This window comes from Tsukamurella sp. PLM1 (assembly GCF_023168325.1).
Classification (GTDB): Bacteria; Actinomycetota; Actinomycetes; order Mycobacteriales; family Mycobacteriaceae; genus Tsukamurella.
The window spans coordinates 4,010,508-4,024,903 of the sequence record NZ_AP025688.1; the positions used below are offsets into that span (position 1 = coordinate 4,010,508).

Genomic DNA, 14,396 nt, shown 5'->3' on the forward strand with positions numbered 1-14,396 from the left:
GAACGATGAGCGAAGCACCGACCCAATTCCGGGCGTCGCGCGCGCTGATCCGATTCCTGCGCACCGAGACCGTCGGCGGCACGGCCCTTCTGATCGCCGCCTTCATCGCGCTCGTGTGGGCCAACTCCCCGTGGTCGGGCGGGTACACCCATCTGGCCGAGATCCACCTCGGCAGCGACGACTGGTCGATCCTCGGCCAGAGCCTGCACCTGCGGCTCTCGCTGGCCGACTGGGCCAAGGACGGTCTGCTCGCGATCTTCTTCTTCGTGGCCGGCCTGGAGCTCAAACGCGAACTGGTGGTGGGCGAGCTGTCGACGCTGCGCGGCGCCGCGCTGCCCGTGCTGTGCGCGGTCGGCGGCGTCGTCGTGCCCGCGCTCATCGCGGTCGCGATCGCGCACGACAACCCGCACATCGGCACGGCCTGGGCGATCCCGATCGCCACGGACATCGCCTTCGCTCTCGGCATCCTCTCGCTCATCGGTTCCCGGCTCCCGTCGGGCGCCCGCGTGTTCCTGCTGGGTCTGGCGGTGGTCGACGACCTCATCGCCATCGCCGTCATCGCGGTGCTCTTCGCGGCCGACCTCAAGCCGCAGTGGCTCGCCGTGGCCCTGGTGGGGTGTGCTCTCTACTGGCTCGGGCAACGCCGCCGGATCACCACACCGCTCCTGTACGTGCCGATCGCGCTGGTCGTCTGGGTGGCGATGCTGCAGTCCGGTGTGCACGCGACCATCGCGGGCGTGGCGCTGGGCCTGCTCACGCGCGTCAAGCCCGATCCGGGCGAGCACGACTCGCCCGCCGAGCGGCTCGAGCACCGCATCCAGCCGATCTCCGCGCTCATCTGCGTGCCGGTGTTCGCGTTCTTCGCCTCCGGCGTCGCGGTGAACGGCGCCGTGTTCCGCGAGATGTTCACCGACGAACTGGCGATCGGCATCATGGCCGGCCTGTTCTTCGGCAAGATCATCGGCATCTCCGGGTCCAGCATGCTCGCCGTCCGGCTGAAACTGGCGGCGCGCCCCGAAGGCCTGTTCACCCGGGACATCCTGGCGCTCAGCGTGCTCGGCGCCATCGGCTTCACCGTGAGCCTGCTGGTGGCGGAGCTGTCGCTCCCGAGGGCGAGGCCGATCTGGCCAAGGCGGCCGTCCTGCTGACGTCCGTGGTGGCGTCCGTGATCGGATCGCTGCTCCTGCTCCGGCGTGGTCGCGTACACCAGAACCTCTGACCTCTGGCACGATGATGACAACTCGAGGAGGACGACTGTGAGCTTGGACAGCACACCCACCAGCGGGACACCGCGCACCCTGTCGGCGATCCCGCTCACCGACCCGAACGTGACCGCCTCCGGCGATCCGACGATCGGCAGCCTGGTGCGCGACGCCTCCGCGCAGGTGTCGTCGCTGGTCCGGGCCGAGGTCGAGCTCGCCAAGGCCGAAACGGTCCAGGAGGTCAAGAAGGCCGCGACCGGCTCGGCGTTCTTCGCCATCGCGGGCGTCGTGGCGCTGTACTCGTCGTTCTTCTTCTTCTTCTTCCTCACCTGGCTGCTGAACATCTGGCTGCCTATGTGGGCCGCGTCGCTGATCGTGTTCATCCTCATGCTGGTCGTCGCCGGCCTCGCCGCGTTCCTCGGCTACCTCAAGGTGCGCAAGATCCGCGGACCGAAGAAGACGATCGACTCGCTCAAGCAGTCGCAGTCGCTGCTGTCCGGCGGCAAGCGCTCCTGACCCGACCGTTCGGCAGGTATCCGCGGTGAGCAGTCCCGATCCGTCCAGCGTCCGGTTCGCGGGGCCGTGGGAGCACCTGGACGTCCGTGCCAACGGCATCCGTCTGCACGCCGCCGAGTACCGCCCCGCGGGGACCGAGCCCGATCCGGACCGCCCGCTCGTGGTGTTCCTGCACGGATTCGGCGGGTTCTGGTGGAGTTGGCGGCATCTGCTCCCCCAGGTCCACGAGGCCGGGTACCGCGCCGTCGCGTTCGACCTGCGCGGCTACGGCGACAGCGACAAACCGCCCCGCGGCTACGACGGGTGGACCCTCTCCGGCGACGTCAGCGGGCTGGTGCGCGCGCTCGGCCACACCTCCGCCGCGCTGGTCGGCCACGGCGAGGGCGGCCTCGGGTGCTGGGCCACGGCCACGCTGCACCCGCGGGTGGTGTCCGCGATCTCCGTGATCTCCTCCCCGCATCCGATCGCGCTCAAGCGGTCCGCGCTGCGCAACAAGGACCAGCGCTCGGCGATGCTGGGGCCGATCACGTTCGCCCAGCTCCCCCGTGTCGCGGAGGATCGCCTGGTGCGCGACGACGGCGCCGAGATCGGCGCGATCCTCGCCGCCCGCAGCGGCGCCCCGTGGCGGCGCACCGCCGACTACGCCGAGGCGCTGGAGCGCTACCGTAGCGCGATCCGGATCCCGGGCACGGCGCACAGCGCCCTCGAGTACGCGCGGTGGGCCGGCGCAGCCAGTTCCGGCCCGACGGAAGTCGGTTCCTGGGCAGCATGAACCAGCGCCTGCACATCCCGGTGCTCGCGTTCCGCGGCGAGGACGACCCGTACGTCCTCCCTCAGCCCGTGTACTCCAGCCACGACTGGGCGAACGACTACCGGGTGCGTGCCGTCGAGAACGCCGGGCACTACGCGCACGAGGAGGCGCCCGGCACCGTCGGGCCCCAGCTGACGGACTTCCTCGCGGGCCTGCCCGGGCCCCGTCTGCTCCCGTAGGCCCCTCCCGTCCGCCGGACCCGACGGTGCGCCGGACCCGCCGGCCAGGCACCTACCGGTCGGCTACCGGTTGACGCAGTCGCCGGTCGACACGCCCGCGGTGGCGGTGGTCCCCGCCTTCAGCGCCGGCTCGACCTGCTTGGCGGTGAGCGCGAACGCCGTGTCTGCGTCGTCGACGGCCACGCCGAAGATCACGCCGACGACGTTGCCCTCGCGGTCGAACATCGGGCCGCCGGAGTTGCCCGGCCGGACCTGGCCGCGCAGCAGGTAGACATCGCGCCGGACCTGCGCGTCGCGGTAGATGTTGCGGCCCTCGAGGGTCTGCTGGCTCCGCACTCGCGACGACGACAGCGTGAGCGGCCCGCCGCCCGGGTAGCCCAGGACGAACCCTGGATCGCCCGGCTTCGCGCCGTTGAACACGATCGGCAACGGCTTGGCCTGCAGGCCCGGGACGTTGAGCACGGCGACGTCGGTCTGCGGATCGAAGTAGACGACCTGCGCGCTGTACTTGCGCGTGCCGTCGACCGTCACCTGCACGCTGCGGGTGCCGGCGACGACGTGCGCGTTGGTGACCACCCGGCCCGGGGTGGAGACGAAGCCCGAGCCCTCGAGCGCGCGGCTGCAGCTGGGCGCCTGGCCGTCGATGCGCACCACGGACGAGCGCACGCGCTGCACCGCGGGGTCGGTGAAGTCCACCCTGTCCGGCACGTCGACGCTGACCACCGGAGTGTCCACGAACGGGCCGAGCGCCTGCGGCAGGCCCGAGTCGTCGATGATCGCGGCGAACTTCTGCGGCAGACCGTCGGCCCCGACGGCGACGGCGAACTCGTTGACCTTGCCGAGCACGGCCGAGCCGTTGACCGACCGGGAGATCTGCGGCGCCGCGGCCGTGGTCAGCGGGATCGCGACCAGCCAGGCCGCCACCAGCAGCGCGCCCACCTGCACCAACGCGCCGACCCCGGAGTCGACCGTGCGCACGCCGGGGCTGCGGATCGAGCTCCGGACGGCCCTCCCGAGCACCATCCCGGACAACTCGCCGATGATCACCAGCCCGGCCAGCAGGCCGACGCCCAGCAGCAGGCGGCCGCGCGCATCGTCCACCGAGTCGAGCACGTGCGGCGCCAGCAGCACGCCGGCAGCGGCGCCGAGCACCACGCCCACGAACGCGAGCACCGAGGCCGCGGCGCCCTGCCGGTAGCCCGAGAACGCCGCGATGATCATCAGGATCACCACGACGACATCGACCCACATCGATCCGCTCACGACACGCCCTCCTGCCAGGCCCGGGCGCGCGCGGCGGCCGCCCGCACCTCGTCGGTCAGGGGGCGCACGTCGCCGGCGTCCCAGGGCCGTTCCCACCCGGCGGCCGCGATGAGCGCGCTCACCAGACCGCCGGTGAACCCCCACACCAACATCGGTCCCGCAGCGAACGCCGGGCCCCGGTAGAACGACTTGCGCACCATGAACCGGTGCGCCGGGTCGATCAGCTCGGCCAGCGGCACCCTGCGCACCATCGCCGTCTCGGCGGTGTCCACGACACGCACCTCCGACGCTCCGGCGGCGTAACCGATCACCGGGACCACCTGGAAGCCCGACACCGGGACCTCGATCTCGTCCAGTACCGCGACCACCTCGACGGACCGCGGGTCGAGCCCGGTCTCCTCCCACGCCTCGCGCAGCGCGGCGGCCACGTCGTCGGCGTCCTCCGGGTCACGGGCGCCACCGGGGAAGGCGACCTGCCCGGCGTGCTGGCGCATCGCCGACGCACGCTGCGTGAGCAGCACCGTCGCGTCCTCGGGCGGGGTCGGGCCGGACGCCGAGGGGTCACCGTCGAACAGGATCAGGACTGCCGCGCGCCGGGGGTTCCGCACGCGCTGCAGCGCCGCCACCGCGCCGCCCCGCTCGCGGAGCTCCGCGCCGATGTCGTCGAGGTTGCCGAGCAGCGGGGCCAGCCACCGCGGCGCGGTCACAGGCGCACCCCGAGCTGGTCGCGCACCACGGCGGCGACGTCGTCGACGGAGCTGAAGGGTCGGGCATGCACACCGGCAACAGTGCCATCGGAACGCAACAGAACGGTCACGGGGTAGGCGCGCGGCGCGCCGAGCACCGTCGCGACCACGGCCTGCGGGTCCTGCACCGTGGGCAGCGCGACCTTCAGCTCGGCCAGCAGGTCGAGCCCTGCGACGGCGTTCGGGTCGGCGTGCACACCCAGGACCGTCAGCCGGTCACCGGCCCGCCGGGCGAGCTCGGCGAGCGCCGGCAGCTCCACCCGGCACGGGCCGCACCACCAGGCCCAGACGTTGACCAGCGTGGGCCGGCTCGCTGGGGCGCCGAGCTCCACGGGGAGCCGTCGCCGAGGCAGTCCAGCGACAGGCCGGCGAGCTGCTGGGCGCCGATCCCGGCAGGGCAGGGCGGCAGCGCGGCCCGTGCGCGGGCGTCGGCCAGCTGGCCGGGGTCGCGCTGGCCGACGGTGCCGCGACCTGCGGGGTCGGGGCGGCCCCGTCGTCGGACCCGCGGGGCCAGATGGCGATGGCGAGCGCCAGGACGACGACGGCGCAGACGATCAACCACCGGACGGGGCCGGGGACGCGGCTCGGCCGCTCGCCGGGCAGCAACGGTGCGGCACCGGATTCGGCGTCGCGCCCCGTCATCGTGCGGCTCCCGCCGGGACCCGACGCCGGCGGGGCGGGGCGGGGCGATCTCGAGAAGGTGGTCCCGCTCGGGCCCCTTGACCAGCTCGGCGGCCTCGACGGGGTCGATCGGGCCGGTGCCGAACGACGGGCAGTCCTTGGCGAGCACGCACACGCCGCAGGCGGGCTTGCGCGCGTGGCAGACGCGGCGGCCGTGGAAGATCACGCGGTGGCTGAGCAGGGTCCACTCCTTGCGCGGGATCAACTCGCCCACGGCGTGCTCGATCTTCACCGGGTCGGTCAGCTCCGTCCACTCCCAGCGGTGCACGAGCCGGGTGAAGTGCGTGTCGACGGTGATGCCGGGGACGTCGAAGGCGTTGCCGAGGATCACGTTGGCGGTCTTGCGGCCGAAGCCCGGGAGCGTGACCAGCTCCTTCATGGTGCGCGGAACCTCGCCGCCGAAGCGGTCCACGAGCGCCTGGCCCAGCCCCATGATCGACGTCGCCTTGTTCCGGTAGAAGCCCGTCGACCGGATGTACTCCTCCAGCTCGGCCCGGTTGGCCCCGGCGTAGTCGGCGGCCGTCCGATATCGGGCGAACAGAGCCGGTGTGACTTGATTCACGCGCACGTCGGTGCACTGCGCGGAGAGGATCGTGGCGACCGACAGCTCGAGCGGATCGGTGAAGTCGAGTTCGCAGTACACGTGGGGGAACGCGGTCGCCAGCGTCCGGTTCATCCGCCGGGCGCGACGCACCAGGGCGAGGTGGGACTCCGGCTCGGGGGGCATGGGAACCGATTCTAACGACGGCGCCGTAGCGCTTTCGTTGCCGTATCGAGACCTTGGCTGTGTTTACTGTCCGGCATGCAAGGATTGCTCGGGCTGTTGTTCCCGGTGGTGCTGATGCTGTTCGCACTGGCCATGGAGCGTGTCGAGGCGCGCGTGACGGCGGAGCGCGCACCGGCCCCGGCGCACGACGACGAGGTGCCCGACGTCGAGACACTCGCCACGATCGGCCTCCCCAAGGCCGTCGACAGTCTGGATCTGGACGGCGCCGCCGAGCGCCGCGCCAGCTGACCCCTCCCCACCGGCACCGCGGTCGGCGGTCCCCGACTGGCCGGATGCGGAACGTCGGCGTGCCCTTCGCGAAGTGAACGGGTAGTGTTCAGTGCGGTCGTCTGTGCGATTTCCCACATCCACGCCGACCGCTGCTTAAACTCACACTGTCTCCAGGGTCGCGGACGATGGGCGTCCGGCGAAACGACTGGTCGATGAAGGAAGAGGTACCCCGTGGACGAGGTCCTGGCGCGGGCCGGCATTTTTCAAGGTGTCGAGCCGAGCGCGATCGAAGCGCTCACCAAGGATCTGCACGAGGTGGATTACCCCCGCGGGCACGTCATCTTCAACGAGGGCGAGCCCGGCGATCGGCTGTACATCATCCTCGCCGGCAAGGTGAAGCTCGGCCGCCGCTCTCCCGACGGTCGCGAGAACCTGCTGTCGGTGATGGGCCCGTCGGACATGTTCGGTGAGATGTCGATCTTCGACCCCGGCCCCCGCACGTCGAGTGCCACCTGCATCACCGAGGTCCGCGCGATGACGATGGACCGCGAGGCCCTGCGCGCGTGGATCCGCGACCGGCCCGAGATCGCGGAGCAGCTGCTGCGCGTGTTGGCCCGCCGTCTGCGGCGCACCAACAACAACCTGGCCGACCTGATCTTCACCGACGTGCCCGGCCGCGTCGCCAAGCAGCTGCTGCAGCTCGCGCAGCGGTTCGGCACGCACGAGAACGGCGCGTTGCGCGTCACTCACGACCTCACGCAGGAGGAGATCGCACAGCTCGTGGGCGCCTCCCGCGAGACCGTGAACAAGGCCCTCGCCGACTTCGCACACCGGGGTTGGCTCCGTCTCGAAGGCAAGTCGGTAGTCATCACGGACAGCGAGCGTCTGGCGCGTCGGGCTCGCTGACCGGTCTGGGGCGGGGAGTCGCTGCGCACTAGGCTTCGCGCCCTCGGCTAGCGCCTCGGGCACTGCAGAAACGTTTACAGCGTCTCCCCGCCCCATCCCTCGTCCGGCAGTCGTCTCGCCTGCCGCGCTGTCAGCCGTGCTCGGCGAGGTACGCGAGCTGCACTTTGACTGATTGGCGGGCGGCGGGCCAGGCTTTCTTGTCGACGTCGCGGTAGACGTGCTTGACGACCTTCATGGGCTTGGCGTCAGCGGCGCTCAGGCCGAGGTCGGCGAGCGCGTCGCGGACCTGCTGCAGGCGGTCCTGACGGTGCGCGGCGTACGCCGCGACGACGGGGCCGGAATCCGGCAGGTCGGGGCCGTGCCCCGGCAGCAGGACGCGACCCGCGGCCACCGTCGACAAGGCCTCCAGTGAGCCGAGGTAGTCGGCGAGCGTGCCGTCGCTCGCGTCGAGCACCGTGGTGCCGCGGCCCAGGATGGTGTCGCCCGAGACCAGTGCGCCGGGCTCGCCCTCGGCACCGTCGACCAGGAAGCTCAGCGAGTCGGCGGTGTGGCCGGGGGTGTGCAGCACCTCGATGCGCAGGCCGGCCACCTCGATCACCTCGCCGCCGGTGAGCGGCGTCGCGGTGTTGATGCAGTACTTCTCGGAGAACGCCCGGATCGGGCTGCGGGTGAGCTCCTCCCACCGCTTGAGCCCGGCCGTGTGGTCGGCGTGCCGGTGCGTCACGAGGGTCAGGGCGACGGTGCCCGCCGCCTTCGCGACCTTCTTCAGGTGCTTCTTGTCCTTGGGGCCCGGGTCGACGACCACGGCCTCCTCGCGGCCGGGGGCCCGCAGGATCCAGGTGTTGGTGCCCTCGAGCGTCATCACCGACGGGTTGTCGCAGAGCAGCACGGCCGCGTAGGGGGTGACCTGCCGCAGCTTCCCGGGCAGCGGGTGGCCCGGATGCGGATCCGCAGTGGCCTCGGGCGTCATACCTGGACCGTGATCTCGACCTCGACGGGCGCGCCGAGCGGCAGCTCCGCGACGCCGACTGCCGACCGCACGTGCCTGCCGGCGTCACCGAAGACCTCGCCCAACAGCAGCGACGCGCCGTTGAGGACCGCGGCCTGGTTCGAGAACCCGGGCGCCGACGCGACGAAGCCGGTGACCTTCACGATCCTCTGCACCGAGTCGATCCCGACGAGCGCGTGCACCGCGGCCAGCGCGTTCAGCGCGCACTGCCGGGCGGCGGCGACCGCGGTCTCCACGTCGACCACGCCCTCCGCGTTCTCGCTGACCTTCCCGCGCGCGATCAGCTCACCGTCGACCATCGGCAGCTGGCCGGACGTGTGGACCAGATCGCCGATCTGCGTCGCGGGCACGTATGCGGCGAGCGGCGGCACGACCTCGGGCAGGACGATGCCGAGCTCGGCGAGGCGGGCCGACGCGGTCACGAGAGCGGCCGCTTCATGTAGGCCACGTGCTGCTCGCCGGTGGGACCGGGGAGCACGGTGACGAGTTCCCAGCCGTCCGAGCCCCAGGTGTCGAGGATCTGCTTGGTGGCGTGCGTCAGCAGGGGGATGGTGGCGTACTCCCAGGAGGTCTTCTCACTCATGGGGTCAGCCTATCCACCGCGGAGCCGGCGCGACAGGCGCGTGGCTAGTCGCGCCGCAGAACGTGTTCTCGGTCGCATTGCCGGGTGATGTTCACGCTATCGGCCCGGCGGTACAAGGGCGTATGGATATGCTCCGAACGTGGTGGTGAGTGAGGCGAACCCGAACGGGGTCGCGCAGGACACGGCGGCGGGATGGCCCGAAGGGCTCCGAGAGGCGCGACTGCACTTCGTGTCCGGCAAGGGCGGGACCGGGAAGTCGACGGTGGCCGCGGCGCTCGCCCGGCGCTCGCCGCGGGCGGCAAGAAGGTGCTGTTGATCGAGGTCGAGGGACGCAGCGGCATCGCGCCGACGTTCGAGGTGGCCGACCTGCCGCCGACCGAGTCGAAGATCGCCACCGCCGGCGGGGACGGCGCGGTGTTCGCGCTCCCGATGGACGTGGAGGCCACGTTCCTCGACTACCTGAAGACCAACTACGGCATGGGGCTCGCGGCGCGCGCGCTGAAGTCGATCGGCGCGATCGAGTTCGCGACGACGCTGGCGCCGGGCCTCAAGGACATCCTCATCACCGGCAAGATCATGGAGTGCACGCAGCGCCGCGACCGCGACGGCCGCTACGCCTACGACGCAGTGGTCGTGGACGCGCCGCCCACCGGCCGCATCGGGAAGTTCCTCGATGTGACGCGCGCGATGAAGGAGATCGCCAAGGCGGGCCCGATCGCGGGGCAGGCCGACCGCGTGGTGCGCCTGCTGCACTCGCCCGACACCGTCGTGCACCTGGTGACGCTGCTGGAGTCGCTGCCGCTGCAGGAGACCGCGGAGGCGGTGCGCGAGCTGCGCGCCCTCGACCTCCAGGTGGGCGCGGTGATCGTCAATCGCACTCTGCCGCAACTGCTCTCCGACACCGAGCTCGAGACCGCAGCTGACGGCACCGTCGACGGGCCGGCCGTGCGGGCCGCGCTCGAGTCCGCCGGGTTGACGCTGTCGGACGAGGAGCTGGCCGGCCTGCTCACCGAGACGATCCAGTTCGCGCGGACGGTCCGCGGGCAGGACGGGGCGCGCGCGGACCTCGACGCGATCGATGCGGCGGGGCGGCTCGAACTTCCCCTGCTCACGGGCGGCGTGGACCTGGGCGGCGTGTACGAATTGGCCGGCGCATTCGCCGAGGCGGGGGTCCGATGATCGGGTTGGAACTGGGTCCGCAGCTGGTGGATCCGGGTACACGGGTGGTCGTGTGCTGCGGCAGCGGCGGGGTCGGCAAGACGACGACCGCCGCGGCGATGGCGCTGTGGGCGGCCGAACACGGCCGCCGCGTCGTGGTACTGACGATCGATCCGGCGCGCCGGCTCGCGCAGGCCTGGGCGTCGCCGACCTGACCAACGAGCCGCAGTCCGTGAGCGTCCCGGGCGACGGCACGCTGCACGCGATGATGCTCGACATGAAGCGCACCTTCGATGAGATGGTGACGTCGAACGCGGACCCCGAGCGCGCCCGCGAGATCCTGGAGAACCCGTTCTACCAGACGGTGGCCTCGTCGTTCTCGGGCACGCAGGAGTACATGGCGATGGAGAAGCTGGGCCAGCTCACCGCGGACGAGCGGTGGGACCTGGTGGTGGTGGACACGCCGCCGTCGCGCAACGCGCTCGACTTCCTCGACGCGCCGAAGCGGTTCGGCTCGATGCTGGACTCGCGGCTGATGGGCCTGATCGCGGGCCCCACCCGCGGCATCGGCCGACTGGTGTCCGGCGGCATGGGGATCGCCCTGAAGCTGGTCTCCACCATCGTGGGCAGCCAGATGCTCTCGGACGCTTCGACGTTCGTCTCCCAGATGGACTCGCTGATCGGCGGATTCCAGGAGCGGGCCGATCAGACGTACGCGCTGCTCGCGCGGCCCAGCACGCGGTTCGTGGTGGTGGCCTCGCCCGAGGAGGACACGTTGCGCGAGGCCACCTACTTCGTCGAGCGCCTCGCCGGCGAGGCGATGCCGCTCGCCGGCCTGATCGTCAACCGCACCCACCCGAGCCTCGCGCCGATCCCCGCCGGGGCCGCGGAGGCCGCCGCCGCGCGCCTGCAGCCCGACGGTGCCGCGGGCCCGTCCGACAGCGGCGCGGGCCCGTCGGGTGCTGCGGCGGGCGTCCTGCGGGTGCATGCGTGGCGCGGCGAGATCGCGGCGCGCGAGGTGCAGATGCTGAGCGACTTCGTCGGCCGCAATCCGGCGGTGCCGGTCGTCGGCGTGCCGTCGCTGCCGTTCGAGGTGTCGAGCCTGGAGGCGCTGCAGGCGGTAGCGGAGCAGATCGTCGGATCCTGAGCCGAAACATCTAGCTGGACAAACGAAAGGGCCTCGCACCGGCGGCGGTACGAGGCCCAGGGTTCCCGGCTCGGCCGGACGAGCGAGGGGTCAGCCCGCTGCGGACACGCGCTTGCGCTCGCGCTGGGCTTCGAAGAAGGCGCGCCAGCTGGTGACCTCGGGGTGCTGGCGAAGGAGGGCGCGCCGCTGGCGCTCGGTCATCCCGCCCCAGACGCCGAACTCGACGCGACTGTCGAGCGCATCGGCACCGCACTCGAGTTGGACGGGGCAGTGACGACAGATGGTGGCGACCTTGCGCTGCGCAGCGCCGCGGACGAACAACTCGTCGGGGTCGACGTCGCGACACTTGGCCTTCGAGACCCAGACCAGACGATCCTCATCGTCGACCAGAACGCGTGCACTCGTCATGTCACATCCCCTTTCGCGTGGAGCGGCCCGGACCTCCCCTCGGCCCATCCCTCAGCTGTTCGGGGGGCCGATCGAGGTGCTCACCACATCGTCTGCAATAGTGTTACCTGAATCACACGGAGGAAACAAGTCCGGCCCCGGGGGTAATTCGGAACAGTGGTCCAAGAAAACCTGTACGTCCGTACCGATCGCCTGGTCGGCGCGTCGGGAGCCCGGGTTGCGGCGGGCTGGCACGTATCCTGGTGACCGTGTCGAAACCGTCAGTGATCGCGAAGTTGGCCGGCTGCATCCTGCTGGCCGGTCTGCTGGTCGCCGGTGTGCTGTTCCCGTACATCGGCGGCATCGGGCTGATCTCGAACCGCGCCGCGGACACCGTCGACAACATCAGCTCCGAGCTGCTCGAGGGCGGTGCCCGAGGTCACCACGGTGACCGACAGCACCGGGGCGCCGATGGCCTATCTCTACGACCAGCGACGCGTGCAGGTCCCGTTCGATCAGATCTCACCCAACATGGTGCGGGCGATCATCTCCATCGAGGACAAGCGCTTCATGGAGCACGACGGCGTGGATTACCAGGGAACGTTGCGCGCGTTCCTCAAGAACCAATCCGCCGGGGAGGTCCAGCAGGGCGCGTCCACGCTCGATCAGCAGTACATCAAGAACTACCAACTGCTGGTGCTCGCCAAGTCGGACGCCGACCGCCGGGCCGCGGTCGCGACCACGCCCGCACGCAAGCTGCGTGAGGTGCGCATGGCGCTCACGCTCGAGCGCACCCTCACCGAGCGCGCGAAGCAGGAGCACGGCGTCGACGACGCCAAGGCCAAGCTCATCGCCAAGGAGCAGATCCTCGCCCGCTATCTGAACATCGTCCCGTTCGGCAACGGAGCCTTCGGCATCGAGGTGGCCGCCCAGACGTATTTCGGTAAGCGCGCGTCGCAGCTGAACATCGAGGAGTCGGCGATGCTCGCCGGCATGGTCCAGTCGAGCGAGGCGCTCAACCCGTACACCAACCCCCAGCGCGTCACGGAGCGGCGCAACACCGTCCTCGACACGCTCGTGCAGAACTTCCCGGACAAGGCCGCCGAGTACGCGGAGGCGAAGGCCAAGCCGCTCGGCGTGCTTCCCCGCCCGAACACACTGCCCGGCGGCTGCATCTCGGCGGTCGCCAATCGCGGCTACTTCTGCGACTACGTCCTGCAATACCTCGCTCAGGCCGGCATCCCGAAGGAGACGGTGCTCCGCGGCGGGTACACGATCCGCACCACGCTCGATCCGCGCGTGCAGGACTCGGTGCAGGCCGCGCTCAACGGCACCGCCAGCCCCACCCTGTCGAACGTCGCCCAGGTCATGAACGTGATCAAGCCGGGCCAGGACTCGCACGACATCGTCGCGATGAACTCCTCCCGCGTGTACGGCCTGGACGTGAGCAAGCGGCAGACCGTCCAGCCCGAGCCGTTCGCCCAGGTGGGCGACGGTGCCGGCTCGACCTTCAAGATCTTCACCGTCGCCGCGGCGATGGAGAAGGGCATGGGCCTGGACACCACCGTGACGGTCCCGTCCACGGTGCAGGTCAAGGGCATGGGCCACGGCGGCTACGCCGGGTGCCCGTCGGACTCGTACTGCGTCAAGAACGCGGGCCCGTACCCGTACTCGATGTCGTTGACGCAGGCGCTCGCGACCTCCCCGAACACCCCGTTCATCAAGCTCATCGAACAGGTCGGGGTGTCGCCGGTGGTCGATATGGCGGTCCGGCTGGGGCTGCGCTCGTACACGCAGCCGGGCAGCTCGGGGTTCGGCACCGACAGCCTCGCCGACATGTTCAAGAAACAGAACCTCGCGTCGTTCACCCTGGGACCGACAGCGGTGAGCGCGCTGGAATTGACGAACGTGGCCGCGACACTCGCGTCCGGCGGGGTGTGGTGTCCGGCGAACCCGATCCAGTCGATCACCCAGCCCAAGCGCAACAGCGACGGCATCCAGACCGTGGGCGCCGACGGCAAGCCCGAGACGGTGCCGGTGCCGTTCAAGTCTGAGAAGTGCGAGCAGGTCATCGACAAGGGGCTCGCCAACACCCTCGCCAACGCGCTCAGCCAGGACGACCGCGGCGCGGGACGTCGGCCGCCGCGGCCTCGCGCGCCGGCTGGACGCTGCCGCTCGCCGGTAAGACCGGCACCACGGAGACGTTCCGTTCGTCGGCGTTCCTCGGGTACACCAACCAGTACGCCGGTGCCAGCTACGTTTACAACGACGGCAACTCCCCCGGCCCCATCTGCACCAGCCCGCTGCGCCCGTGCGGTGAGGGCAACGTGTACGGCGGCAACGAGCCGGCGACGGCGTGGTACACCGCGCTCAAGCCGGTCTCGACGATCTACGGCCCCGTGTCGCTGCCGCCCGTGGACCCGAAGTACAAGGACGGCTTCGGCCCCGGCAAGATCCCCAACGTCATCGGGCTCACGCAGGCGGCGGCGAAGTCCCGCGTCGAGGCGGCGGGCTTCAAGACGACGGTCGCGTACGTCAACAACTCCTCCGCGCGCGGCACCGTCGTCTCCACGTCCCCGTCGGGCTTCACACAGCCGGGGTCGACGATCACGCTGAACCTGTCGAACGGCGTCGCCCCCGCACCCTCGACCCCGTCGGCGCCCGGCGTGCAGACCGGCCCGGGCGGCACCACCATCACCATCCCCGGCTTCGGCCAGTTCACCATCCCCGGTGCCGGCGGCCAGGGCGGCGGTCCGGTCCAGACGCCCGCGCCCACGCCCGACAACTGAGGCGGACCGCTCGCCGGCAGCG

10 protein-coding genes and 6 pseudogenes are annotated in these 14,396 nt (G+C 71.0%); 8 read left to right on the top strand and 8 right to left on the bottom strand.

All coding sequences use genetic code 11. From position 1 onward, the window contains the following. Nucleotides 1-5 precede the first annotated feature (5 nt). The 3 genes and pseudogenes from nhaA (at nucleotide 6) to MTP03_RS20585 (ending at nucleotide 2,708) form a co-directional block, all read left to right on the top strand. A pseudogene (gene nhaA / locus MTP03_RS20575) lies at nucleotides 6-1,219 on the top strand (Na+/H+ antiporter NhaA). Between the two features lie 37 nt (nucleotides 1,220-1,256). Beyond that, on the top strand, nucleotides 1,257-1,718 hold the full coding sequence (locus MTP03_RS20580) for a phage holin family protein (RefSeq protein WP_248489752.1): 462 nt from the start codon (nucleotides 1,257-1,259) through the stop codon (nucleotides 1,716-1,718). Nucleotides 1,719-1,743: 25 nt separating this feature from the next. Continuing rightward, a pseudogene (locus tag MTP03_RS20585) lies at nucleotides 1,744-2,708 on the top strand (alpha/beta fold hydrolase). Nucleotides 2,709-2,771: 63 nt separating this feature from the next. Here the strand turns inward: MTP03_RS20585 and MTP03_RS20590 are convergent. The 4 genes and pseudogenes from MTP03_RS20590 to nth all read right to left on the bottom strand — a co-directional run. Beyond that, nucleotides 2,772-3,971, bottom strand: coding sequence for a MarP family serine protease (locus MTP03_RS20590; protein WP_248489753.1), 1,200 nt, complete (start codon nucleotides 3,969-3,971; stop codon nucleotides 2,772-2,774). Further along, nucleotides 3,968-4,678, bottom strand: a complete 711-nt coding sequence (locus MTP03_RS20595) for a CoA pyrophosphatase (protein WP_248489754.1) — start codon at nucleotides 4,676-4,678, stop codon at nucleotides 3,968-3,970. The genes MTP03_RS20590 and MTP03_RS20595 overlap by 4 nt, the downstream gene beginning before the upstream one ends. Next, nucleotides 4,675-5,049, bottom strand: a complete 375-nt coding sequence (locus MTP03_RS20600; RefSeq protein ID WP_248489755.1) for a TlpA disulfide reductase family protein — start codon at nucleotides 5,047-5,049, stop codon at nucleotides 4,675-4,677. Before MTP03_RS20600 ends, MTP03_RS20595 begins: the two co-directional genes overlap by 4 nt. Before the next feature lie 353 nt (nucleotides 5,050-5,402). Then, nucleotides 5,403-6,125 (bottom strand): annotated as a pseudogene (gene nth / locus MTP03_RS20605) (endonuclease III); the annotation flags it as partial. A 75-nt stretch (nucleotides 6,126-6,200) separates the two neighbouring features. On the opposite strand from nth, the gene MTP03_RS20610 reads away from it, so the two are divergent. Together MTP03_RS20610 and MTP03_RS20615 are read left to right on the top strand one after the other, a co-directional pair. Continuing rightward, entirely contained in the window at nucleotides 6,201-6,413 is a 213-nt protein-coding gene (locus MTP03_RS20610; protein WP_248489756.1) for a hypothetical protein, read from the top strand. 213 nt (nucleotides 6,414-6,626) lie between these two features. Beyond that, nucleotides 6,627-7,301, top strand: coding sequence for a Crp/Fnr family transcriptional regulator (locus MTP03_RS20615; protein ID WP_248489757.1), 675 nt, complete (start codon nucleotides 6,627-6,629; stop codon nucleotides 7,299-7,301). Between the two features lie 130 nt (nucleotides 7,302-7,431). Here the strand turns inward: MTP03_RS20615 and MTP03_RS20620 are convergent, their stop codons facing one another. The 3 genes from MTP03_RS20620 to MTP03_RS20630 are packed head-to-tail and all read right to left on the bottom strand — an operon-like array spanning nucleotide 7,432 to nucleotide 8,893. Further along, nucleotides 7,432-8,271 (bottom strand): MBL fold metallo-hydrolase, encoded by an 840-nt coding sequence (locus tag MTP03_RS20620; RefSeq protein ID WP_248489758.1) that lies wholly within the window; start codon nucleotides 8,269-8,271, stop codon nucleotides 7,432-7,434. Further along, nucleotides 8,268-8,732 carry a RidA family protein gene (locus tag MTP03_RS20625; protein WP_248489759.1) on the bottom strand — a complete coding sequence of 155 codons (465 nt, stop codon included), beginning with the start codon at nucleotides 8,730-8,732 and terminating at the stop codon, nucleotides 8,268-8,270. The genes MTP03_RS20620 and MTP03_RS20625 overlap by 4 nt, the downstream gene beginning before the upstream one ends. Then, nucleotides 8,729-8,893 carry a DUF4177 domain-containing protein gene (locus tag MTP03_RS20630; RefSeq protein WP_248489760.1) on the bottom strand — a complete coding sequence of 55 codons (165 nt, stop codon included), beginning with the start codon at nucleotides 8,891-8,893 and terminating at the stop codon, nucleotides 8,729-8,731. Before MTP03_RS20630 ends, MTP03_RS20625 begins: the two co-directional genes overlap by 4 nt. A 142-nt stretch (nucleotides 8,894-9,035) precedes the next feature. On the opposite strand from MTP03_RS20630, the pseudogene MTP03_RS20635 reads away from it, so the two are divergent. Together MTP03_RS20635 and MTP03_RS20640 are read left to right on the top strand one after the other, a co-directional pair. Beyond that, nucleotides 9,036-10,072 (top strand): annotated as a pseudogene (locus MTP03_RS20635) (ArsA family ATPase). Continuing rightward, nucleotides 10,069-11,198 (top strand): annotated as a pseudogene (locus tag MTP03_RS20640) (ArsA family ATPase). Before MTP03_RS20635 ends, MTP03_RS20640 begins: the two co-directional pseudogenes overlap by 4 nt. A 90-nt stretch (nucleotides 11,199-11,288) precedes the next feature. Here MTP03_RS20640 and MTP03_RS20645 read toward each other — a convergent pair. Continuing rightward, a complete protein-coding gene (locus tag MTP03_RS20645) occupies nucleotides 11,289-11,606 on the bottom strand; it encodes a WhiB family transcriptional regulator (protein ID WP_248489761.1) in 318 nt (105 codons plus the stop codon). A gap of 248 nt (nucleotides 11,607-11,854) precedes the next feature. On the opposite strand from MTP03_RS20645, the pseudogene MTP03_RS20650 reads away from it, so the two are divergent. Beyond that, nucleotides 11,855-14,374, top strand: a pseudogene (locus MTP03_RS20650) (penicillin-binding protein). Nucleotides 14,375-14,396 lie beyond the last annotated feature (22 nt).

Excerpts from the sequence above, each read along its gene's own strand:
- MTP03_RS20610 (WP_248489756.1), top strand. The coding sequence starts at position 6,201 with ATGCAAGGATTGCTCGGGCTGTTGTTCCCGGTGGTGCTGATGCTGTTC.
- MTP03_RS20620 (WP_248489758.1), bottom strand. The coding sequence starts at position 8,271 with ATGACGCCCGAGGCCACTGCGGATCCGCATCCGGGCCACCCGCTGCCC.
- MTP03_RS20630 (WP_248489760.1), bottom strand. The coding sequence starts at position 8,893 with ATGAGTGAGAAGACCTCCTGGGAGTACGCCACCATCCCCCTGCTGACG.
- MTP03_RS20645 (WP_248489761.1), bottom strand. The coding sequence starts at position 11,606 with ATGACGAGTGCACGCGTTCTGGTCGACGATGAGGATCGTCTGGTCTGG.